17 protein-coding genes and 1 tRNA gene are annotated in these 22,195 nt (G+C 69.5%); 5 read left to right on the forward strand and 13 right to left on the reverse strand.

Translation table 11 applies throughout. The features are described from left to right. Positions 1-20: 20 nt before the first annotated feature. The 8 genes from FKO37_RS02670 to FKO37_RS02705 all read right to left on the reverse strand — a co-directional run bounded on the left by FKO37_RS02670 (position 21) and on the right by FKO37_RS02705 (position 9,694). Complete coding sequence (locus FKO37_RS02670; protein WP_037806961.1) at positions 21-1,811, reverse strand: cation acetate symporter; 1,791 nt, start codon at positions 1,809-1,811, stop codon at positions 21-23. Between the two features lie 70 nt (positions 1,812-1,881). Continuing rightward, positions 1,882-2,391 (reverse strand): hypothetical protein, encoded by a 510-nt coding sequence (locus tag FKO37_RS02675; RefSeq protein ID WP_037806959.1) that lies wholly within the window; start codon positions 2,389-2,391, stop codon positions 1,882-1,884. A gap of 6 nt (positions 2,392-2,397) precedes the next feature. Next, positions 2,398-3,231, reverse strand: coding sequence for a LytTR family DNA-binding domain-containing protein (locus tag FKO37_RS02680; protein ID WP_037807605.1), 834 nt, complete (start codon positions 3,229-3,231; stop codon positions 2,398-2,400). Between the two features lie 85 nt (positions 3,232-3,316). Then, positions 3,317-4,162, reverse strand: a complete 846-nt coding sequence (locus FKO37_RS02685; protein WP_238603642.1) for a S49 family peptidase — start codon at positions 4,160-4,162, stop codon at positions 3,317-3,319. 18 nt (positions 4,163-4,180) lie between these two features. Then, positions 4,181-5,485 (reverse strand): sensor histidine kinase, encoded by a 1,305-nt coding sequence (locus tag FKO37_RS02690; RefSeq protein WP_238603643.1) that lies wholly within the window; start codon positions 5,483-5,485, stop codon positions 4,181-4,183. Between the two features lie 1,135 nt (positions 5,486-6,620). Further along, positions 6,621-7,481 carry a DNA-formamidopyrimidine glycosylase family protein gene (locus FKO37_RS02695; protein WP_037806953.1) on the reverse strand — a complete coding sequence of 287 codons (861 nt, stop codon included), beginning with the start codon at positions 7,479-7,481 and terminating at the stop codon, positions 6,621-6,623. Positions 7,482-7,519: 38 nt separating this feature from the next. Then, complete coding sequence (locus tag FKO37_RS02700) at positions 7,520-7,960, reverse strand: DUF983 domain-containing protein (RefSeq protein ID WP_009085725.1); 441 nt, start codon at positions 7,958-7,960, stop codon at positions 7,520-7,522. A gap of 69 nt (positions 7,961-8,029) precedes the next feature. Next, the gene (locus FKO37_RS02705; RefSeq protein WP_134664526.1) at positions 8,030-9,694 is read right to left on the reverse strand and encodes a sigma-70 family RNA polymerase sigma factor; all 1,665 of its coding nucleotides are present in this window, start codon (positions 9,692-9,694) and stop codon (positions 8,030-8,032) included. 210 nt (positions 9,695-9,904) lie between these two features. On the opposite strand from FKO37_RS02705, the gene FKO37_RS02710 reads away from it, so the two are divergent. Beyond that, a tRNA-Gly gene (locus tag FKO37_RS02710) sits at positions 9,905-9,977 on the forward strand. A 165-nt stretch (positions 9,978-10,142) separates the two neighbouring features. Here the strand turns inward: FKO37_RS02710 and FKO37_RS02715 are convergent. The 4 genes from FKO37_RS02715 to FKO37_RS02730 form a co-directional block, all read right to left on the reverse strand. Then, positions 10,143-10,544, reverse strand: a complete 402-nt coding sequence (locus FKO37_RS02715; protein ID WP_238603644.1) for an Imm7 family immunity protein — start codon at positions 10,542-10,544, stop codon at positions 10,143-10,145. A 26-nt stretch (positions 10,545-10,570) separates the two neighbouring features. Next, positions 10,571-11,080, reverse strand: a complete 510-nt coding sequence (locus FKO37_RS02720) for a DUF2716 domain-containing protein (protein ID WP_078870229.1) — start codon at positions 11,078-11,080, stop codon at positions 10,571-10,573. Positions 11,081-11,303: 223 nt separating this feature from the next. Then, a complete protein-coding gene (locus FKO37_RS02725; protein WP_037806945.1) occupies positions 11,304-11,924 on the reverse strand; it encodes a hypothetical protein in 621 nt (206 codons plus the stop codon). 76 nt (positions 11,925-12,000) lie between these two features. After that, a complete protein-coding gene (locus tag FKO37_RS02730) occupies positions 12,001-12,492 on the reverse strand; it encodes a hypothetical protein (protein ID WP_037806942.1) in 492 nt (163 codons plus the stop codon). Positions 12,493-12,635: 143 nt separating this feature from the next. Between FKO37_RS02730 and FKO37_RS02735 the strand changes: the two genes are divergently transcribed. From FKO37_RS02735 to FKO37_RS02745, 3 genes are all read left to right on the forward strand, one after another. Then, positions 12,636-14,264, forward strand: coding sequence for a hypothetical protein (locus tag FKO37_RS02735; RefSeq protein ID WP_238603645.1), 1,629 nt, complete (start codon positions 12,636-12,638; stop codon positions 14,262-14,264). A gap of 134 nt (positions 14,265-14,398) precedes the next feature. After that, positions 14,399-15,577: a hypothetical protein gene (locus FKO37_RS02740; protein ID WP_134727998.1), complete on the forward strand. Its 1,179-nt coding sequence runs from the start codon at positions 14,399-14,401 to the stop codon at positions 15,575-15,577. Next, entirely contained in the window at positions 15,570-19,244 is a 3,675-nt protein-coding gene (locus FKO37_RS02745; RefSeq protein ID WP_238603646.1) for an FkbM family methyltransferase, read from the forward strand. The genes FKO37_RS02740 and FKO37_RS02745 overlap by 8 nt, the downstream gene beginning before the upstream one ends. Before the next feature lie 21 nt (positions 19,245-19,265). Here FKO37_RS02745 and FKO37_RS02750 read toward each other — a convergent pair whose 3' ends face one another. Beyond that, on the reverse strand, positions 19,266-20,417 hold the full coding sequence (locus tag FKO37_RS02750; RefSeq protein WP_238603647.1) for a glycosyltransferase family 39 protein: 1,152 nt from the start codon (positions 20,415-20,417) through the stop codon (positions 19,266-19,268). Positions 20,418-20,611: 194 nt separating this feature from the next. Between FKO37_RS02750 and FKO37_RS02755 the strand changes: the two genes are divergently transcribed. Next, complete coding sequence (locus FKO37_RS02755; protein WP_238603648.1) at positions 20,612-22,174, forward strand: acyltransferase; 1,563 nt, start codon at positions 20,612-20,614, stop codon at positions 22,172-22,174. The last annotated feature ends 21 nt before the right edge of the window (positions 22,175-22,195 follow it).

The raw sequence follows: 22,195 nt of genomic DNA on the forward strand, positions 1-22,195 counted from the left end.
CGTGTGAGGAACGCTAACCGCTAAGCCTTGCGGTGGCGTCCCCGGCCGGCCCGCAGTTTCTCGTCGGCCTGGCCGAACCGGGCGACCGCGCGGTCGCGCATCAGGCCGAGCGGGTCGGGGGCGTGCAGGCGCAGCATGATGTCGTTCACCAGTTCCGGGCGGCCGGACCTGGTCAGCCGGCTCACCACGTAGGTCGCCAGGAACGCCGAGGGCACCGAGATCAGCGCGGGCTGAATGGTGAACCACGGCATCTTGTCCCCGGTGTACTCGCACACGATGTTGTACGCCAGTGCGCCGAGCACCATCCCGCCACCGACGACCATTCCCGCCAGCGCGCCCGGCCAGCTGAGCTTGCGCCACCAGATGCCGAGCAGCAGCAGCGGACTGAACGTCGACGCGGCGAGCGCGAACGTCATTCCGATCGAGAGCGAGATGTCCTCGGTGCGGAAGATCAGCGTGAGCGCCATCGGGCAGATCGCGACCAGCAACGCCGCGACCCGGAAGTCCTTGACCCGGCCCGGCAGCAGGTCCGTCGACACCACCCCGGCCACGCTCACCAGCAGGCCCGAGCAACTCGAGAGGAACGCCGCGAACGCGCCCGCTGCCGTCACCGCGGCGAGGATCTGCCCTGGCCAGCCTGGCAGCACCGCGGTCGGCAGCAACAGCACGGCCGCGTCGGTGTTGCCGGTGAGCAGCAGCTGCGGCACGTACATCCGGGAGAGCGCGCCCAGCATCGTCGGGAACAGGTAGAACAGCCCGAGCAGCAGCAGGACGTGCACGGTGGTGCGGCGCGCGGCCTTGCCGTCGGGGTTGGTGTAGAAGCGGACCAGCACGTGCGGCAGGCCCATGGTGCCGAGGAACAGCGCGAAGATCAGCGAGTACGTCTGCAGCAGGTCAGTGATGCCGTTCGACGCCGGATGCAGCCACGCGTCGTTCGACGTGGGCGCGTCGCTCACGACCGGCACCGGCGTGCCCGCGGCGAATTCCAGCGTCGTCCCCGCGGACACCTTGTGCGGCACGAGCGGCGACCAGCGCGCCATGCCGCCCGCGGGACCGTCGTCGATGTGGCCGTGTGCGTAGAAGAAAGTCTCGGTGGTGACCTTCACGGTCACGTCGGTCTGCACCGTCACCTTGGTGTCCGACGGGAACACCGGCGGCGCGGGCGCACCGAGCGCACGCACGCCGCCCGGGCCGCCGCCGGCGAAGAAAACCATGCACAGCACGAAAGTCGGCACGGCGATCGCGAACAGCTTCAGCCAGTACTGGAACGCCTGGACCACGGTGATCGCGCGCATCCCGCCGGAGATCACGTTGACCGCGACCAGGACGATGACGAGCAGCGCACCCGCCCACGCCGGCACCGGAACGATCTGCGCGAGCGTCAACCCGGCGGCCTGCAGCTGCGGGACCATGTACAGAATCCCGATGAACACCGCGCCCGCGGTCGCGAAGCGGCGCAGGCCTCGCGAGCCGAGCCGGGCCTCCACGAAGTCCGGCAGCGTGTACGCACCGGATCGGCGCAGCGGCGCGGCGACGAACAGCATCAGCGCGAGATACCCCGCGGTGAAGCCGATCGGGTACCAGGTCGCGTCGGCGCCCTGTTTGAGCACCATGCCCGCGACACCGAGGAACGACGCCGCGGACAGGTATTCGCCGGAGATCGCCGCGGCGTTGCGGCTGGAACGCACGGTTCGGCGGGCGACGAGGAAGTCGTGCGTGCTGGTGGCCCCGCGCGACGAACGGAAGCCAAGGTAGTAAGTCGCGAAGGCGACCAGCGCGAGGCCGGTCAACGTCCACGGGGTCAGCTGCACGGCGTGAATCCTCGCACGACCGCACGCTTCCGGGACGCGCCGCCACCAGCGAACGCATCCCCCGCGCGGGTCAGTTCTCGATCATGTCGACGAAGTCGCGTTCGTGCCGCTCGGCGAGCCGGTTGTACCAGAGGCCGACGGCGAAAAGGAACGGGAACGGAAGCAGGCCGAGCACGAGCCACGGGATCGGGATGCCGATCACGGTGAACCGCGCGACCGCGGGGAGGAAATAGAACAGCGCGGGCAGCATCCCGAGCACGACCAGCACGAGCACCGCCAGCCACACCGACGTGCGTAACTGGACCTTCACCAGGTCGCGGACCAGCAGTTTTCCCCAGCTGGTCTGTTCTTCCAGCTCGACCCGCCCGCGCATCCGCGCCGACGACTGCCGCGAATCGGCGAGCACCACGCGTTCCCGTTTCGGCCGCACGTGCGCGGGTTCGCTGGAGCGCGGGACCGGTTCGGGAGCGGGCGGCACCGGTTCGACCACCGCGCGGTCCTCCGGCCGCACGCCCAGCGTCGGGTCCGGTTTGCGGACCCCGTTCTCGAGCCGGTGGTAGGGGTCTTCGGGCGAGGACATCGACGGCTAGCCGCCCCGGCCGGAACCGACGATGCGGTCCTTCAGCGCCCGGGTGTGCCTGCGGCTGACCGGCAGCACTTTCTCCTCGTTGCCGATCACGACCTGGTAGCCGCCCTGGCCCATCCGCATTTCGGTGATCAGCGGCAGCGCGACCAGGAACGACCGGTGGATCCGCACGAATCCGGCCTTCTCCCAGCGTTCTTCCAGCTGGGCGAGCGGGATCCGGACGAGGTGGCTGCCCTCGGTGGTGAACAGCCGCGCGTAGTCGCCCTGCGCTTCCACCCAGCGGACCGACGAGCGCGGGATCAGCTTCGTGGTGCCCGCCAGTTCGACTGGGATGACCTCGTCGTCGGTCTTCACCGGCTCGGCCCCGCCCTGGCCGGCGGGCGGGCCCGCGACCGTGGCCAGCTTCTCGCGCACCCGCGCGACCGACCGGTCGAGCCGGTCCTGCTGGAACGGCTTCAGGACGTAGTCGACCGCGCCGAGATCGAACGCGTTCACCGCTTCCTCGGCGTGCCCGGTGACGAACACCAGTACCGGCGACGGGTTCATCGCCGCGATCACGCGCGACATCTCCATGCCGGACAGGCCGGGCATGTCGATGTCGGCGAACACGGCGTCGACCGTCGGCAGGCCGCTTGCCCGCCGGGCAGCCAGTTCCGGGTCGTCGTGCGAGAACAGCCGCAGCGCGTCGGAGGCGTCCGAGGCCTGGAAAACGCGGTGGATGTGCGGGTTGTTCTGGAGTCCGTGGCTGAGTTCGTCCAGCCCGGCCAGCTCGTCGTCCACGGCAAGGACGATGAGTTTCCGGGTGTCGTCGTGAGCACTCACAGTGAGACGCATCCTGCCGATTGCGAGGTGCATTGTCCAGACCCCAGCCGAGAGTACCGCTTGTGAGTGGCGTACCGGAGTCGCCGCTCACCTCGGGTCAGAGCCCGAAACGCGACCAGGCCGCCTTCGTGGTCACCGCGTCCAGCAGCGCGCTCGCCGCCGCGGGCGCCCCGATCCCGAGCCGGGCGAGCAGCGGTTTCTTCGGCTCCGCCACGGAAATCTCGGCGTCCGGGTACCGCTTGCGGACGATCTCGCGCAGCGAACCGAGCCCGTCGACGAGCCCGAGGTCGACGGCTTTTTGTCCGAGCCAGACGTCCCCGGTGAACAGATCGGTGGAATCGGTGAGCCGGTCGCCGCGCCGTTCCTTGACCCATTCGACGAACAGTTCGTGCAGCTGGCTGTGCATGTTTTTCAGCCACTCGACGTCCTCGGGCTTCTCCGGGCTGAACGGGTCGAGCCGCGATTTGTTCGCGCCCGCGGTGTGCAGCCTGCGCTCGATGCCGAAGCGTTCGAGCAGCCCGGTGAATCCGAACCCGCCGCTGATGACGCCGATCGAGCCGACCATGGACGTCCGGTGCGCGTAGATCTCGTCGGCCGCGCAGGCCAGCCAGTACCCGCCGGAGGCGGCGATGTCCTCGGCGAAGGCGAGGACGGGCACGCCTTTCTCGTCGGCCAGCTGCCGGATCCGCTCCGCGACCAGTCCGGACTGCGTCGGCGCACCGCCCGGCGAGTTGATCTGCAACGCGACGGCCTTGAGCCGATCGTGCGCGAACGCCCTGGTGAGCGCGGATTCGACGGCGCCGAGGTTGATCGCACCGCGAGCCAGCGGCGACGGCGACGGCGTGATCACCCCGTGCAGCTTCACGACGGCGACCACGTCCTTGCGGTCGCCCCGGTCGCCGAGCATGGGAAGGCGGGAAGTCAGCTTGTCGGTCACGCTCATCTGCCCAGGCTAACCAGTTCAGTGCGCGGGCAGCATTCCCGAACGCGAGCCGTGCACTCCGTCGGGTTCCGGTGCCGGCTCGACCGGAGCCATCGGCTGCTGCGGCACGTCAGCGGAGTAGTCCGGCATGTTCGGCCGCACGCCGAGCTTGAACTTCGGCACCCGCAACGCGACCTTCATCCCCGCCCCCGGCGCGGTTTCGACGGTGAGCGCGTAATCCTCGCCGAACACCTGCCGCATGCGCTGGTTGATGTTGCCGAGCCCGACGTGCGCGCCGGTGCGGTGCGCGTTGCGCAGATCGGTGAGCTGCCGCGGGTCCATGCCGATGCCGTCGTCCTCGACCGTGATCAGCGCTTCGTGCCCGTCGTCCCGCGCGATCACCGTGACGCACCCGCCGCTCGGCTTGCTGGCCAGACCGTGTTTGACGGCGTTCTCGACAAGCGGCTGAATGATCAGGAACGGCACGACGACGCTGAGCACCTCGGGCGCGATCTTCATCCGCACCTCGAGCCGGCCGCCGAATCGAGCGTTTTCGATGGTCAGGTAGCGGTCGATGTTGCGCAGTTCCTCGGCGAGCGTGGTGTACATGCCGGACGTGCGGAACGAGTAGCGCGTGAAGTCCGCGAAGTCCTGGAGGAGTTCGCGCGCTTCCTCCGGATCGGTGCGGATGAGCGCGGAGATGGTGTTGAGCGCGTTGTAGACGAAGTGCGGCGAGATCTGCGCGCGCAGTGCTTTGATTTCCGCCTGCTGCAGCTGATTGCGCGATTCTTCAAGCCGCGCGAGCTCGAACTGCGTGCAGACGAACTGGCCCACCGCCTCAGCCATCTGCACCAGCTTGCCGCGCGTGCGCCCGACGACGATCAGCGTCGCCTCGGCCTCGCCCTCAACAAGAATGGGAACGATCGCGGCGGTCTTCATCTTGCAGGTGCCCCGGTGATTGCAGGGCATCTTGTTGTGATCAGCGACGGCGCGCCGGTGCTTGCGCAACGCGGTCCCGATGTCCTCGACGACGTCCAGGTAATGATCGGTGGCCTCGCCCGCCCAGGACAGCAGCGTGCCTTCACTGTCGGTGATGCCGACGGCGAGACAATCGAGCACCTCGAGCAGCTCCGCCGTCATCCGGTTGGCGGCCTCCTCGTCGAGCCCCGCCCGCAAGTTGGGCGTGGCCTTGGACATCCGGTGAACGGCCTGGAGAACGGCGTCCTGGATGACCCCCTTGGGCCGGCGCGCCCGGAAGGCGAGGACCAGCACCACGATCACCAGGATGCCGACCAGAACCCACGGGACGACCAGCGCATAGGGGAAGTCGGACACGACGTCCATGCTCTGCGCTCGACCGACCGGGTGCAAGGTCTGCTCCCCACTTTCTGTCCAGTAGCGACGCCGAGAGTGGGCAAACCCTACCGTCACTCCCGGTGAGCGTGAGGATCTTGCGCCATTCGAGTGGTGGCGGTGGCTGTGGGTCGCCAATGGGTGGAGTGAAGGGACCCTTCATGACTACGGACGGTTAGGAGTGAAGGGACCCTTCATTGCTTGCTAGTGCGGATGAGGGTTCTTGGTGGTTTCGGGATGGATTCGCGGGGCGGCCCTTCCGGCAATTTGGGCCAGGGGTGCGGCTCTCCTGGCAATGGCTCGGCGCTGCCCTCCTGGCAAGTCGGGCCTGGGGGCGGTTGTCCTGGCAACTGGGGGCGGCCTTCGCGGCAATTCGGGCCCCGGAGCGGCTGTCCTGGCAAACGCGGGCGGACCTCCTGGCAATTCGGACCCCCGGGCTGCTCGCCTGGCACCCCCCCTCGGCGATTCGGGCCCCGGGGCAGCTCTCCTGGCAATCACGGGCGGCCATCCCGGCAATTCGGACCCGGGGCAGCTCTCCTGGCGACCGCGGACAGCCCTCCCGGCGATTCGGGCCCGGAGGCGGCCCTCCCGGCGATGCCGAGTGCTGGCCGCCTCGCCAGCGGCTTCTCGCACGCGGAGCGTGCGGCCAAGTGTCGTGAGGGGAACCCTCACGGAATCTGATTCCCTGAAGGGGCCCCTCACGACACCCGCGCTACGCCCCTCCCAACCCGCGTAGCTCCCGCACAACCCTCTGAGACCTCACGACACCGCGATGATCTTGGCGCGAAGCACGCCGAGAAACCCTCCGGAGTAGCCCTTCACTCGCGAGACCAGGTGCCCCACCACCCGCCGCGAAGCTTCTCCGTGGCCGCCACGCCCCGCGATGCGGACGTCGAAGCATTCAGAGAACCAACCGCAGCCGACGCACCCAACGATCGGTGCACCCACACCACCCCCGCACCCCGATACGAAGCCAAAATGCGGTCTGGGGGTGCTTGTCAAGGCATCTTTCCCGCCTTGACAAGCACCCCCAGACCGTCATCACAATCAAGCTTCGGGGTGCCCCACGCAACCAAGGGGCGCAATGTCGCCGCCAGGCGACGAGCCGCCCACAACAGACGCAGAACTACTTCAACAACCGAGACATCCGCCGATCAGCCAACGGCTTCCCGCCAGTCTGACAAGTCGCGCAATACTGAAACGACTTATCCGCAAACGAAATCTCCCGCACAGTATCCCCGCAAACCGGGCAAGGAAGCCCAGTCCGAGCATGCACCCGCAGCCCAGACCGCTTCTCTCCCTTCAACCGCGCGGCCTTCTGCCCCACCGACCGCGAGACAGCGTCCGTCTCCACCTCGCGGATCGCCTCGGCCAGGACCTCCAACGCGCCCTCGTCCAGCTTCCCCACGGTCGCATAAGGCGACAACTTCGCCCGATGCATGATCTCGTCCGAATAAGCGTTCCCGATCCCCGCGATCAACGACTGATCAGTCAACGCCCACTTCAGCCGAGTCCCCTTCCCCTGGAACAACTCCCGCAACTGCGAAGCGTCAATCGCCAGCGCGTCCGGCCCCAGCCGCGCCACGCTCGCCACCTCGGACGGGTCCGCGACGATCCACACCGCCAGGCCCTTCTTCGTCCCCGCCTCGGTGAGATCAAAGCCAGGACCGGAAGCCGACTCCAGATGCACCCGCAGCGAGATCGGCCCCTTGCCCGGCTTCAACGGAGCCGGGGACAGCCCGTCCGACCAGCGCAGCCAGCCAGCGCGCGCCAGGTGCACCACCAGGTGCAAATCGCCCAGCACGACATCCAGATGCTTGCCGTGCCGAGTCGCGTCGGTGATTTCGCGGCCGTGCAGCTCGGTGTACGGCGGCACCGCGGTCTTCAGCACGCTCAGCGACGCGACGTCGAGCCGGAAAACGGTGCTTCCCACGGCGTGTTCGCGCAGGTGGTGGGCCAGTGCTTCGACCTCGGGCAACTCGGGCATGGCACCAGTCTCGCGCGCCGGCCCGGTTCCGGCCAGGTCTATTCGACCGGGTGCAGCGGACCGTCGAAGTCCGGCAGCGAATGCCTCTGGATCGTCTTCGAGATCCGCTTCACCTCGCCGGACACGGTGAACATGCCGCGGATCGTGCCGACCCAGCGCTCCGACGGCCGGTCGCCCGCGACGTCGCCCTCGGTCTCGGCGACCACCGTCCACGGGCGGCGCAGGATCCACCGCAGCGGGAAGAACAACACCACCAGCAGCAACGCCAGCAGCACCCACGCGGGCACCTTCACGACATCCGGGGTCCAGACCACCAGCGCGATCACCAGGAACCCCATGACCACGATCATCGCGATGCCAGGTCCGTAACTGCCCGCGACGTCGTGTTCGAAATCGTCAGCGGTGGCAGGAGCCCGCCACTCCATCTGGGCACGGACCACCCAATGGCGACCGTCTTCGCCGCGCACCAGCCGGTTCATCCTGTTGCCTCCCGGGCGACGTCGAACTCGCTCAACGTTACCGTGACCGTGCCGTCCAGCGCGAGGCGCTCACTGAGAGTTACTGGCGGTTTGCCGGGTTTTGGCTGTTCGGGAGCTTGCGTCCGCTGAGGAATCGGCCGAACCGGTGACATCGTTCCCGGACGTGGAGTCCGTCTTGGCCGACTTCGAGGACTCGGCGGACTTCGAAGACTTGGTCGACTCGACCGGCTTGGAAGACTTCGGGCAGTCGGACGACTCAGCCGAGCTGGAAGACCGCGGAGCAGCAGATGCGTCGTGCCGCGACCCGGTCGGCGTGGTCGTGACCGACGGCGGCACGTACGAATCCGGCGAAGGCACGTACGAGGAGGGCGGCGGAGCGTACGACGAAGGACTCGTGTCGTCCGTCGTCGTGCTCAGGACGCCCGGGCTCGACGAGTTCGTGGACGTGTCCAGATCCGACCGCGACTCCGTGCTCGAAGACCGGCTCGTCATCGGCGACTCCGTACGACTGCCGTCCTGGCTCGGAAGATCATCCCGCGGCGTCGAACCAGTCGACCCAGCCGAATCCGACGCCGACGAGGACTGCTCCCCGGACGCCGCCTGATGCACCGGCGGCAAATGCGGCACCTCGGCCACGCCCAAATGCTGCGAAACCCCCGGATGAACCCCCACGTGCGCGGGCCGCGCGCTGCCGTTCAGCTGCCCGGAAATGACCCGCGGACCCTGCTGCGCCGGCGGCGGAGGCGGCTGCGGCGGCTGCAACGCCAGCTCCGGCGCGCCCCCGCCCAACCCGACGTCCTGCACCGGATGCGACCCGAACACCAGCGGACCGGCGGTCAAACTCACCGCACCCGCCGCCGCGGTCGACGCCAGCGCCAGCCCGACCTTCACCTTCGAGCCGAACACCACGCTCTTCACCGTCGCGACCGCGCCAGCGGCCTTGCCGACCCCGGCCAGCGCCGGAACCGCGAGCACCAGCACCCCGGCATGCGCTCGCAACGACGAACACACATCCCGCAGCTCGTCCTGCGTCGCCCGGCACGACGGACACCCCAGCAAATGCGCCTTGATCCGCTCCGCCTCCGCGCCGGTGACACTGCCCGCGGTGAACCCGCCCAGCTTCTCCACCACCGCGCGGCACGTCTCCGGACCCCGGTTCACCGACAAATGCGCCTGCAGATACGCCGCCCGCAACCCCTGCCGCGCCCGCCGCGCCAACGCCGCCGTCGCGTTCGCCGACAAGCCGAAATGCGGAGCCACCATCGCCGGCTGCTCGCCCTCGACCTCGGTCTGCCACAGCACCGTCCGCCACCGCTCCGGCAAACTCGTGAACGCCGTCGTGATCAACGTGTGCTCAGCCGTCCGCGCGGGCGTGTCCACCCCGGCGCCCGCCCGGAACGTCAACTCGTCGTCAGTCACCGGGACATCGCGCCGAGCGCCATGCCACTCCCACGACACCCGGCGCGCGACCGTCAGCAGATAAGCCCGGATGTAATCCCGCGGACCCGCGCCGCGGCGCAACGCCTGCAGCACGCGGAAGAAAGTCTCCGCGGTGATGTCTTCAGCTTCGGAACGATCCGCCGCCAGACTCTGCGCCAATCTGCGCACGGCCGCGGCATGCAGCTCGAACAACTCCCCGAACGCGGCATCCTCGCCGTCGCGCAGCCGCTTCAAAAGTGCCTGCTCGTCGGATTCCGAGGCCGCTGGTGGCGGCGCCGTGCCCAGCTCGGTCATCCGGCAAGGCACCTCCTCCCCCGAAGGACTCACCACTGAAGTCGATTGGGGACACCATACGGAGCAGAGCGCCCGTCGTCACCCCTTGTGCGCTCGACGTGACGCGCAAGCACCACATCTCAGCAGGTCCACGCCAATAACGGGGCCCCCGAAAGTGTCACCGAGGCGACGGTATAGAGTGTCTTCAACACCGAGCACCAAGCGGTTAACGCGGATGTAGCGCAGCTGGTAGCGCATCACCTTGCCAAGGTGAGGGTCGCGGGTTCGAATCCCGTCATCCGCTCAACCCTGAAACCCCCGTATCCACAAAAAGCGTGGATACGGGGGTTTCGCCGTATTACCCGGGGGGCCGAGCCCCCCGGACCCCCGCGGTGCCACCGGCTGCGGTTGGGTGGGTGGGCGGCTTTGTAGCTTGGGAGCAAGCGAGAAGGCGCGTGCCTGTCTGTCGCTAGAGCTCGTAGGTGTCTAGGACTGTGGGGGCGATGGGGGACAGGTGTTCGTCTTTTTGTTCCGTTAGTTGGCCTCTTGCCATTCGGTACACCTGGAACTCGTTGTCGTGTTCTGGGTGTTGGTCGTCCCAGATGTGCAGGAGGCCGTAGGAGCCTGGGGCCAGTTCTCCTACTCGGGCGAAGGTTTCCAGCAGTTGCGGGGTGATGGCTCCGCCGTGTTTGTCCAGACCACCCAGATGGAGCATGGGGAGGCCCGAGCTCCAGCGGAGGTCTACCAGGTCCAGCATGGTCGTGTTGTTCAGCGAGCGGTGGACCCGTTCCACCAGGCGCTCCAGCAGAGCTGCGTCGTCGTCGCCGGTCGCGGTGGCGGCGATGGTCACCCAGCCGTGGTATTCGAACACGTGCGTGACGGTAGCAGCGGCGGTGATCAGCGGGTCAGCGCAGAGGGCTGGCCGTCCCGGCGGAGCTGATTCGTGAGGATGCCGTCGGCGTGCTTTTCGACCGCGGGGAGCAAGTTTTCGCCGAAGACGCACAGGGTGCGTTCCCACGGGTGGCCGAGCGTGCCGTAGCTGAAATCGGCGGCGAGGAACAGGTGGTAGTCGCCGCGCGGGAAGACCGAGACCGGCCACGGTGCGTTCTGCTGCATGCGGTGCGGCCAGAACTTGAACGACTGGTGCTGCCAATGCAGGACCCACAGCCAGTCGTCCTCGGCGGTGACCTCCTGGAGCGCGGCCAGCACGGCACGGGCCACGTCGTGCTCTTCCACCGCGTACGGGCCGAGGCGGAACTCGGCCGAGGCGCGGTCGTACTCGCCGGTGGAGAGATCCCAGGCAGCCGACGGGCTCGGCTCATGGAAGCCGGGCCAATCGTGCGCGAAGGTGCTCGGCCAGAACCTGAGCTTGTCGTGCACCCAATACCAAGCGGGTTCGTCAGCCACTCGCGAGAGCGGCTCCCAGGCTGCAGCAGCGTTCACTTGTCGACCTCGAAGTCATCGGCCGGGCTCGAAACTGCCGAAAGCTTCGTGTCCGGGACCGGGATTGTCCAGTCCACCGGAGCCGAGCGCCAAGCTGTCACTCGACCGGGTGGCCCGCGGACCGGGAAAACAGCGCCCGGTCCGCAGGTTCCTTACCCGAGACCCGTGCCGGTCATGCACGGAGCAGTTATGCGGCGCGCCACAGCGTGACGAACGCCGACGCCTCGCTGAACGCCCACGGCCGCAGCCGCTCCCGGTCCCGCGCCGACAAGGTGAACTCCTTCGCCCGGCGCACGTCCACGACCAGCGCCTCCCCGCCCGGCAGCAGATCCGGCATGCCCTCGGTGAGCAGCCACAACGCGAGCTGCGCGGCGTCCCGGGTGAGCGGCTCCTCCTTGAAGTACAGCCAGGTGGCGAACCGGCGGCCGTTCGACTTCCGCAGCCCCAGCTGCGGGCTGATGCCGATCTCCAGCTCGCCGAGCGCGAACCGCGCCCGCCCGACCTCGATCAGCTTCGGATCGCGCCTGCCGAGGTAACGCAGCCAGCCCTCGGCGATGGCGGCGTAATGCGGACGCGTGCGCTCGTCGGCGTTGTTGACCAGCGCGCGCATCGCCACCTCGTCCTGCCGCGCCGCCCGGCCGGCCCGCACCGCGTTCGCCGCGCGCCGGTAGTAGTTGAACGCCGCCCGGGCCGGGTCCTCGTACAGCCGGCGCTGCCTGCGGACGAACGACGAACGCGACGGGCCCTTGCTGGCGCTGTACCCGACGAATGTGGGCAGCGTGACGTATGCCGACTGAGAACTGGTCATGGGCGGCCGCCTTCCGATGGATGGTTTCCCCAGTACACGGCTAATTTTAGAACATATGTACGACAGTTTTTGCCGCTTAACGGGTGACCGGCGGCCACGGACCCGCCAGTACCGCGCGCGCCTGCTGCAGAACCTGGTCCTCGCAGTAGCTGACCGGCGTGACATCGGTGGGAATCCAGGTCGCGAGCATCGCCAGCCACTGCCGCAGCTCGGCGAGCGCGACCGGATGGCCGAGCCGTCCGTCGAGGGCTTTGACGCTCTTCGCCGCCACAGCGAGCCGGACGTCGCCGCGCACCATCTCGCCGAGGTGTTCGCCGAGCAGCTGCCATTGGGCCGCGGTGGCGTCGGCCGGGAGTTCGATGCCCAGCTCCTCGACCACGTGCGAGAAGGCGGCGGAAACCGCTTGGTGGTTTCGGTGGTCGAGGGCGGCCAGTTCGGGAAGGGAGGGCGCGTCGAGGCCCTCGCCGACGGCCCGCGCCCCGGCCTCGACGAGTTCGGCAGCGGTGATGTCGAGACCGGCGAGCCGATCCACGGCAAGGGCGGCGAGCGCACCGCGCGCGGAGGACATGCTCCCGATCGTACGGACCCGCCGGTTTTCCTGGCGGTCTCGCGAAGCGGGCGCGTGATCTGGGCTGATCTTGTGCACCTGAGCCCCACGGAGCCAGAGCGCGTGGAACACTGTCGCCCGAACCGGTGACAGGGGGTTGCGTGATGAGCTGGCAGGAAGAGCTCCGGCGCTTGGACGCGGAGTTGGCCGCCGGCCGCCTCGGACACGCCGAACACCGCCGCCAGCGCGACGAACTGCTCGCCGAGGCGTCGGGCGGCGGGGCGGCTTCGCCAGTGGCGTCGCCGTTGCGGCAGGACGCGCCGCCGGCGAGCGAGTCACCCACCTGGAGCACACCGGCCGCCCAGACCACCGCTACGCCTGCCGGATCGGACAGACCGGCGGCAGCGGAGCCGAGCACCTCCACTGGCAGCGCGGGCACCCCGGCCCAGGGTGCTTCCGTCGACAACAGCGCCAGCACTACGCAGGTCGTGGCGACGATGCCGGAGCACGACCCGACGAGCACGCTCCGGCTGGGCACCCCGCCCGGAGGCACTGCGGCACCCGAGCAGCCCGCCGCCAACTCAGCTGCGACGACGAGTTCAGCAGCCACCACCAGCCCGGCGGCTGCGCCAAACTCAGCAGCCACGACCGACGCGGCAGCTCCCCTCTTCTCACAGCCGCAGAGCCCGGCCACCTCGCCGCAGAGCCCGGCAGCCCAGCCGCAGACCCCGGTCACGCAGCCGCCGGGCCAAGCCGGACCGCCTCCGCCGCACCAGCCGCAGCCGCAGCTGCCCGCCCAGCCGGGGACCTGGCCGGGCGTCGCTCCCGTGCAGTGGCACACCCCCGGCCAGCAGCAACAGCCGAGCCAGCAGCAACCGGGTCAGCAGCAGCAACAGCCGGTCGTCGGATGGGCCAGCACCAACCCGGCGATGCCCGCGCCGGAACCGCCCGCGGTCGAATCGTTCCTGAATTCCGGGGCCGCGGTCCCGTCGGCCGAAAAGCCGCAGCCCGCCTTCTCGCACACCCCGGGCACCCCGTTCTCCACCGACCGGCCGACCACCGCGCCCAGCCCCGCCGACGACCGGCCCACCGCGGTCTTCGGCGCGATCCCGGCGAACGGCCAGCCGGAGCCGCGCCGGCTCTGGGAGGACGACGCCAAGCCTCGCCGCGGCAAGCCGACCTGGCTGTTCCTGTCGCTGGCCGTGCTCGTGGTGCTGGCGCTGGTCGTCGGCGGCATCTGGTTCCTCGGCAACAAGAACGACTCGAACGACACGGCCGCGCAGCCGCCCGCCGCGTCGTCCGCACCGAACACCCAGCCGGCGTCGCTCGAGGACAAGCTGCCCACGCTGCCGGGCACGCCGAACCCGGAGAACTCGACCATGGCGCTGGACAAGGCGGTCCAGGCCAAGGCCGTTTCCGACGCCGACGCGAACCTCATGCGCGCGGCGGGCGCGGATCAGCTCGTCTACCACGCCTACGCGGGCACCGACGGCGGCACGACGCTCATCGCGGTCCCGGCGCCGTCCAAGGCGCAGGCCGGTCAGCTCGTCCAGGGGCTGCGGCAGAACCTCGTCACCGGCGGGTTCGACAGCAGCCCGCTCGGCCCGGCGGCCACCGATCTGCTCTACACCGGGAGCAGCCCGGCCGGACGCGTGATGGCCTTCTGGTACACCTCGGGCGGCGTGTCGGTCGGCATCGGCGTGTCGGGCCCGGTCGGCCAGGATCCGGCGGTGCTGCGCTCGCGGATGGAAGAGATCCGCGCGAAGGTCGCGGCCGCGCTGCCCGCCGGCTGAACACGCCCCGGCGCACAAGGCCACCCGCCAGGTCACGCGGGGTCGGACCCGTGCACAATGTCCACGTCGTCACACACAATCGGGTAGCGACGACGCATTGACCGTCGCCATGCCGACAGATAAGGGGGGCCCTGGTGTCCTGGCAGGAGGAGCTGCGCCGGCTGGACGAGGAGCTCGCGTCAGGGCGACTGTCCGCGGACGACTATCGCATCCGGCGTGATCAGGTGCTGTCCTCGGCCGTCGGCCAGCAGGACCAGCCCGCCCCGCCGCAGAACCAGAGCGCGGACTCGACCCAGGTGATCGCGCCGGTCAGCCCGCCTGGAGGCGTCCCGCAGCAGCAGCCGCAGGCTCCGCAGCAGCCGCCCGCCGACGGCGGCGCCGAGCGCACTCAGGTCGTCCAGTCGTGGCAGACCCAGCAGCCGCCCGCGGACGCCGGTCCCGAGCGCACCCAGGTGGTGCAGCCGCAGCAGCACCAGCCGCAGGCGCACTACTCCCCGCCCGGCGGGTTCCCGCAGGGCACGCCGTCCTCGCCGCCCGGGGGCTTCCCGCAGCAGCAGCCGTGGAACGCCGCCGAGAGCGACCAGACCCCGCCGTGGGGCGGCGGCGATCTCCCGCCGCTCGGCCCGTCCGGTGGCGACTCCGAATGGGTCCGCCAGGGTCCGGAGTACTTCAGCGACAAGCCGAAGAAGAGCAACGGCAAGAAGATCGGCGCGATCGTCGGCGCCGTCATCGTGCTGGCCGGCATCGCGTTCGGCGCGTACTGGCTGTGGGGCCGCGACAGCGGAGGCGGCGGCACCGAGCAGACCACCGCGCAGCACCAGCCCGGTCCGTCCTCGGCCCCGAAGCCGCCGGACCCGCTCGGCGTCGCGACCATGCCGGGCAAGGCCGAGACGCACGACGACATCACGTCGTTCTCGCAGGTCGACACGCTGAAGTACCTCAACCCGCAGGAACTGAGCGCCTACCAGGCGGCGGGCGTGTCCAAGGTCAAGTTCGTCGTGTACCACCTCGAAGACGGCAACCTGATCACGCTGTTCCTCGCCCAGGCCAGCAGCCCGACCGCGGCGAAGACCGCGGCCGAGAAGCTGATGGAGGTCCAGGTCACGAACGGGGCCAAGCGCGACACCACCGCCCCGAACGGCGTGTACGCGACCTCGATCGACGCGAAGGAAGGCCAGTCGGCCCAGTCGCGCGGGCACTACGCGCACGGGAACGTGGTCGTCCGCGTCGAGGTGTCCGGCAAGAGCCAGACCTCCACCGACTTCACCACCGCGCTGAACCAGCAGCTCACGGTGCTGACCGCCGATGCCTGAGCCCGGGACCACCGCCTGCACGATCGTCGCCCGCAACTACGTGCCCGCGGCGCGCGTGCTGGCCCGCTCCTACCTCGAGCACCATCCGGGCGGCCGCTTCGTCATCGCGGTCATCGACGCCCCGCGCGATCAGTCGGACCGGGCCGGCGACGGACTCACCGTCGTCGGCCCGGCCGCGTTCGGCATCGACGAGGACGACTACCTGCGGATGGCGACCGCGTACTCGGTCACCGAACTCGCCACGTCGGTCAAGCCGTACCTGCTGCGCGAGCTGCTGAAAGAGTCCGAGGCGGCGATCTACCTCGACCCGGACATCGAGCTGTTCGCGCCGATCCCCGAGGTCGCCGAACTCGCCCAGGAGCACGACATCGTGCTCGCGCCGCACTTCCTGACCCCGTTGCCGCAGGACGGCATGGAGCCGGACGACGCGGTGATCATGGGCACCGGCATGTTCAACCTCGGCTTCATCGGCGTCGGCCGCGGCGCCGGGCCGTTCCTCGACTTCTGGGCGGGCAGGCTGCGCCACGACGCGATCGTCGCGCCCGAGCAGCAGCTGTTCACCGACCAGCGCTGGGTCGACCAGGTGCCGTCGCTGTTCCGGCACCACGTCGTCACCGACCCCGGATTCGACGTCGCGTACTGGAACCTCCACGAGCGGCCGATCGGCCGTGACAAGGACGGCGCACTGACCGCGGGCGGCGCGAAGCTGCGGTTCTTCCACTTCAGCGGCTACCGGCCGGAGAAGCCGTGGCTGCTGAGCTTCCACTGCGCGCGCAAGCCGCGGGTGCTGCTGTCGCACAACGACGACCTTCGCGCGATCTGCGATTCGTACGGCACGAAGCTGCGCGAAGCGGGGTACGCCGAGTCGCTCGACTCGATTCCGTACGGCTTCAAGGACTTCCAGGACGGCACGCCGGTCCCGAAGCTCGCGCGGCGCGTTTTCCGCGAGGGCTGGATCAAGGCCGAGCGCAAGAAGAAGCCCGCGCCGCCGCACGCGTACGCCGAGGACGGCGGGCTCGCGCTGCGCGAATGGCTCGCCACGCCGGAGGACCAGGGCCAGGCCGCGGCCGGGCTGAACCGGCTGACGCACGCGATCTGGGCGTCGCGGATCGACCTGCAGATGGCGTTCCCGCACCCCTACGGCGACGACGCGGACGGCTTCCGGCACTGGTGCGCCGGATCCGGCGTCTCCGAGGCCGGGCTGCCGGAGTGGGCGCTGCCGTCCGAACCGGTCTCGACCCGTCCGCCGCACGACGAGTTCGGCGTGAACCTGCTCGGCTACCTGACCGCGGAGCTCGGGCTCGGCGAGATGGGCCGGATCGTGCTCGAGGCGATCGAAACCGGCGGTGTGCCGGTGGCCACCGTGCTGGAGGAGAAGGCGGTCTCGAACCGCACCGGCATCGAGCGGCCCGCGACGGTCGGCGATCCGCGGTTCCCGGTCAGCGTGTTCGCGGTGAACGCGGACCAGACGCGCACGATCCTGACCAACCACCCCGAGGTCGGCGCCGGGCGTTACCGGATCGGGCTGTGGGCGTGGGAACTCGAAGACTTCCCGCAGTGGCAGCACGAAGCGTTCGGGATGCTCGACGAGGTCTGGACGGTCAGCGACTTCTGCCGTCGCGCGTTCGCCGCGCATTCGACGATCCCGGTCAAGACGATCCCGGTGCCGGTGCGCGATCCGGGCGAGCCGTCACCGCCCGCGCGCGACAAGGGCGAGCCGGTGCGGTTCCTGTTCGCGTTCGACTTCAACAGCGTCGCGGAGCGCAAAAACCCTTGGGGCGCGGTCGAAGCGTTCCAGCGGGCGTTCCCGGGGCGCGAGGACGTCCGGCTCACCGTCAAGGCGATCAACGCGAAGCTGCACCCGCAGGCCGCCGAACGGCTGCGCGCGGTGGTCCGCGGCGACGACCGGATCGAACTGGTCGAGCGCTACCTCAGCGTCGCCGAACTGCACGAGCTGTACGAGACCAGCACCGCGTACGTTTCGCTGCACCGCAGCGAGGGTTTCGGGCTCACCGTCGCCGAGGCGATGGCCCGTGCGATGCCGGTGATTTCGACGGATTACTCCAGCACCACGGAATTCCTCGACGCGTCCACCGGCTGGCCGATCCCGTACCGGCTGGTGCCGGTCGGCGAGGGCAACTACCCGTACCACGCCGACGCGGTCTGGGCGGAGCCCGATCTGAACGCCGCCGCGGCCGCGATGGTGCAGATCGCCGACGCTCCGGACGAGGCGACCGCCCGCGGCCGGCGCGCGCGGGAGGTCGTCCTGCGCGAGCGGTCGATGGCGACCGCGGCCGAGTGGATGCGGCGTGAGCTGGAGCAGGCGCACGAGACGTGGCAGGAGCGGCAGCGCGCCGCGACCCCGCCACCGGAGCACCCGCTCAGCCCGCTGCAGCAGGCGACCGAGGCGTTGCGCTGGCGTCCGGAAGCGAGCGCGCCGTCGCGGCTGCCGCTCGCACCCGCGCTGCGCAAGGCGGTGCTGCGCGCGATCGACCACTACGACGTGCACCAGCGCCAGGTGATGGGTGCGCTGCTCGCGGCGACCGAGGACAGCAACCGGCGGTTGCTGGACCGGATCGAAGGCCTGGAACGCAACATCGACGAATCGCGCCGCGCCGCGCTGTCCACGCGCACGCTCGGCGAACGGCTCGAAGCGTTGCGCGGCACGGTCAACGAGCTGCGCCGGCAGGCTCCGGAAACGGACCTGGCGCTGCGCAATCTCGAAGCGGACGTGGCGAAGCTCGCCGAGGGCTACGACGGCGTCGGCGCGGAGGTCGAAGCCGCCGCGGGAACCGTGCACAAGATGTTCGCGCGGCGCGACGAACGGCTCGACGCCGACGAGAAGGCCATCCAGCGGGTGACCCTCGACGTCAGCGCGATGCGGGACGCGGCGCGGCTCCGGCACGCTCCGGTGCCGCGCGGGGCGGACGTCGTCCAGTGCGACGTCGGCGCGCTGCTGATGCCGGTCGACGAGGTCATGCTGCCGTGGATCCTGTTCCACCGGTCCTGGGAGGACAGCGAGGCCGAGCTGATGGCTTCGCTGGCGGACGGCGCGTTTCTCGACATCGGCGCGCACGTCGGCTACCACACGCTGCGGCTGCTGCGGGCCACGCCGGAAGTGACCAGGGTGATCGCGGTGGAGGCCGATCCGGTCAACGCCGCGTACCTGCGCCGCAACGTCGAGGTCAACCTGCCCGCGGCGGCGGGCGAACTGGTCACCGTGGTCGAGTCGGCCGCGTGGGACGAGCCCGGCACCGTGCACCTCGCGCAGGCGACCCCCGGCAACAGCGGCGACAACCGGGTCACCGTGGACGGTTCCGGCGTCGAGGTACCGGCGGTGCGGCTGGATTCCGTGCCCGAGGTGACCGAACAGCGGATCAGCCTGGTGAAGGTCGATCTGCAGGGCCGCGACCACCGTGCGCTGGCGGGGCTGGCCGAGGTGCTGCGCCGCGACCGGCCGCACGTGGTGTGCGAGTTCGACCCGGGCGCGATCGCGGAACTGGGCGACGACCCGGCCGTCGTGCTCGCCGGGTACCGCTCGTTCGGCTACACGCTGAAGGTGGTCACCGACGACGGTCCGTCCGACCAGGTGCTCGAAGATTCGGCGATCATCGCCGCCGCTCAAGCGGACGAGAAGGAATTCGTCACGCTGTGGCTGGCGCCCTGACCTGATCGCGCACGTGGTGCCTCACGGTGCCACGTGCGCGATGGTCAGCAGGAATGCGCCGTACCAGGCACTTCCGACGGTGATCACCGGCAGCAGCACCGCCAGCACCCGGTTCGGCAGCTTCGCCAGCATGAGCGCGACCGGCACGGTCAGCACGAACGCCGGCAGCAGGAAACGCGCGCGGGACTGGAAGAAGTTCGAGGAGCACAGCGCGATCACCACGGTGAGCGTGCCGTAGATCTGCCACGGCAACGGCAGCTTCGTCGCCCAGGTCCAGAACTGCAGCACCACCGCGGTGAGCACGACGAGCGCGGTGACGGTGATCCAGCTCGCGTTGTCCGAGGTGAGGCCTTCGCGGACCTGCGTCCAGGTGAAGACGCCGAAATCGAAGTGCATCTGCCAGGCGTTCTGCAGCCAGAACCAGCCGTCCGGGCGGCCGGTCTGGATCCAGACGTAGCCGAGGTAGCCCAGCAGGCCGAGCGGTGCGATCAGCCCGCCTGCCCACGGCCGCCAGCCGTCGCGCCGCTGGAAGACCGCGATGAGCGCGGCGATGCCGACCGCGGCGATCAACGCCCCGGAACTCGCCCGCGTCAGCCCGGCCAGCACCGCGAACCCGCCCGCGACCAGCCATTCGCGGCGCGCGAGCATCACGAACGTCCAGGACACGAGCGCCATCAGCAGCGATTCCGAATACGCCAGATGCAGTGCCGTCGAACCCGGCCCGATCGACCACAGCACCGCGACCAGCAGGCCCACCCGCGGTCCGGCCAGGTCGCGGCCCAGCACGAACAGGCCCCACGCCGCCGCGCACCCGGCCAGCAGCGAGATCGTCATCCCGGCCGCCAGCGGCGGGATCCCGACCAGGGTCAGCAGCGCCACCGTCGCCGGGTACAGCGGGAAGAACACGAGGCTGTTCTCGACCGGCAGCCCGTCGGCACCGTGCACGACCGGCTGGTCGTAGCCGTGCTGGGCGACCGAGAGAAACCAGTTGGCGTCGAAGTTGTCGATGAACCGGCCCGGCGACACGTCGGCCTTCCAGCTCATCATCCACAGCACGCCGAACGCGACGAGCTGGAACAGCAGGTAGAGGCTGATCGCGGGGGCGGCTTGGCGGAAAGCGGCGCGCAGGGTCGGCGAAGGCTCGACGGGACCGCCGAGACTGGACTGCTGCACGCTCCCCGAACTCCTGAACTACCTAGCGTGAAACCGGACGAATTCCTGCCTGATCGTACCTGGCGACCGCATAATCCGAGGCCAGAACGGGTGTTGTGACTAATCCCCTGCTTACCGCCAATTGCGGGGAGTACGTCCGGGGCGGGGGTGCGAGGCGGTAACCTTCACGAGGTTGTCGGTAGCGGAAGACGGGGGTGAGCACGCTGGCCGAGCCGAATTCCGCTGCCCTGGCCGACCCTTCGTCCGCGCCCGCGAAGAAAACCCGGATCGTCTTCATCGACATCGGCCGCGGCCTCGGCGCGCTGCTGGTCTTCTACAGCCACATCGCCCATCCGTGGGTGATCGCGAAGAACGACAAAGCCCCGTACGTCGACTTCATCGAGGCGCTCACGAGCGATCCGATGCACATGTCGAAGCAGGGCATCGGGCAGATCGCGGTGCCGTTCTTCTTCCTGGTCAGCGGTTTCGTCGTGACGCCGATCGCGCTGCGCCAGGGCACCGGCCGGTTCGCGCTCAACCGGTTCATCCGGGTCTACGCGCCGATGCTGTTCGTGGTGCTGCTGACCGCGTTCCTGCTGCTGGTGAATCTGCACCCGCCGTCAACCGGCCAAGCACAGACGCTGAACCCGCTCACCGTCTTCACCAACACCACGCTGGTCAACTACCTGATCTACCCGCAGATCGTGCTGGTGCCGGTGGCCTGGACGATGATCGTCGAGGTCATCTTCTACCTGCTGCTCATGGCGGTGCTGCCGCTGCTGCGCCGGTGGGTGTGGCTCGCGATCGCGGTCGAACTGACCTTCATCTTCGTGGTGATGATGAGCCGGTCCCAGCTCGGACCGTCGTGGTCGCTGTTCGCGGTGAACGTCTCGTACCTGCCCGCGATGGTCATCGGCCAGGTCATCTGGGCGACGACCAAGAAGCAGATCCCGCTCTGGACCGGCGCGCTGTACGGCGGCTGCGCCTGGTCGCTGTACGTGCTGGCGGACGTCATCAACGTCGGCCGCGTGGACAGCTCGTACAACCTCGCGCTGGCGTTCGCCGTCGCCTGCTTCCTGATGGGCATGTTCGCCGAGGACCGGCTGAAGCAGCGCAAGATCTGGACCATGCTGTCCGAGCGCAGCTATTCGATCTACCTGCTGCACATGCTGGTCACGTTCGTGCTGCTGCAACTGCTGCGCCCGGCGGTGCCGCTGCCGATCGCGCTGCTGATCGTGATCCCGGCGGTGTTCGGGGTGGTCGAACTGAGCTACCGGTTCGTGGAACGGCCGAGCCACTCGCTGGCGCGACGGTTGTCGCACAAGCCGAAGCCGCCTCCGCCCGCGCCGGAAACGCCTGAGCCGCCAGTGGAACCGCCGGTCGAAACACCGGGCGAAACGACTCAGCTCGTCGACGACGCCGAAGTGACCGCCGAGATCCCGAAGATTCCCGCCGAACCGCTGCCGCCGCGGCGTCCGGCGCCCCGGCCGCGTCCGGTGCAGAACGGGCGGATGCCGAGGAACGGAGCTCCGCCGCCGAACGACGCGCCGCGCGCGATGCCGCCGCGCGCGAACGGGGGCGCGCACCGGGCGCGTCCCGTCGAATCAGCCGTCGACCGCACCGCCGAACCGCCGGTGCGCCGGGCGATGCCGCCGCGCCGGCGTCCGTCAGCTCCGCCGGAGCTGCGCTACCAGCCGGACCAGGAAAACCAGGGCCAGCGCGGCGACCACGACGATCTCCCACGCCACGGGAACTCCTTCCGCCACACCCCTCGCTGAGCAGTGATGCTCTTCCGGTAA

The sequence above is a fragment of the Amycolatopsis sp. Poz14 genome (genome assembly GCF_006704225.1).
GTDB classification, from domain to species: Bacteria; Actinomycetota; Actinomycetes; order Mycobacteriales; family Pseudonocardiaceae; genus Amycolatopsis; species Amycolatopsis nivea.

What these genes read in the sequence shown, in the direction of transcription:
- FKO37_RS02700 (WP_009085725.1), bottom strand. Translation starts at nt 7,960, where the DNA reads ATGAACCGGCTGGTGCGCGGCGAAGACGGTCGCCATTGGGTGGTCCGT.
- FKO37_RS02690 (WP_238603643.1), bottom strand. Translation starts at nt 5,485, where the DNA reads ATGGACGTCGTGTCCGACTTCCCCTATGCGCTGGTCGTCCCGTGGGTT.
- FKO37_RS02735 (WP_238603645.1), top strand. Translation starts at nt 12,636, where the DNA reads ATGAGCTGGCAGGAAGAGCTCCGGCGCTTGGACGCGGAGTTGGCCGCC.
- FKO37_RS02675 (WP_037806959.1), bottom strand. Translation starts at nt 2,391, where the DNA reads ATGTCCTCGCCCGAAGACCCCTACCACCGGCTCGAGAACGGGGTCCGC.
- FKO37_RS02725 (WP_037806945.1), bottom strand. Translation starts at nt 11,924, where the DNA reads ATGACCAGTTCTCAGTCGGCATACGTCACGCTGCCCACATTCGTCGGG.
- FKO37_RS02730 (WP_037806942.1), bottom strand. Translation starts at nt 12,492, where the DNA reads ATGTCCTCCGCGCGCGGTGCGCTCGCCGCCCTTGCCGTGGATCGGCTC.
- FKO37_RS02680 (WP_037807605.1), bottom strand. Translation starts at nt 3,231, where the DNA reads ATGCGTCTCACTGTGAGTGCTCACGACGACACCCGGAAACTCATCGTC.
- FKO37_RS02745 (WP_238603646.1), top strand. Translation starts at nt 15,570, where the DNA reads ATGCCTGAGCCCGGGACCACCGCCTGCACGATCGTCGCCCGCAACTAC.
- FKO37_RS02695 (WP_037806953.1), bottom strand. Translation starts at nt 7,481, where the DNA reads ATGCCCGAGTTGCCCGAGGTCGAAGCACTGGCCCACCACCTGCGCGAA.
- FKO37_RS02685 (WP_238603642.1), bottom strand. Translation starts at nt 4,162, where the DNA reads ATGAGCGTGACCGACAAGCTGACTTCCCGCCTTCCCATGCTCGGCGAC.
- FKO37_RS02705 (WP_134664526.1), bottom strand. Translation starts at nt 9,694, where the DNA reads ATGACCGAGCTGGGCACGGCGCCGCCACCAGCGGCCTCGGAATCCGAC.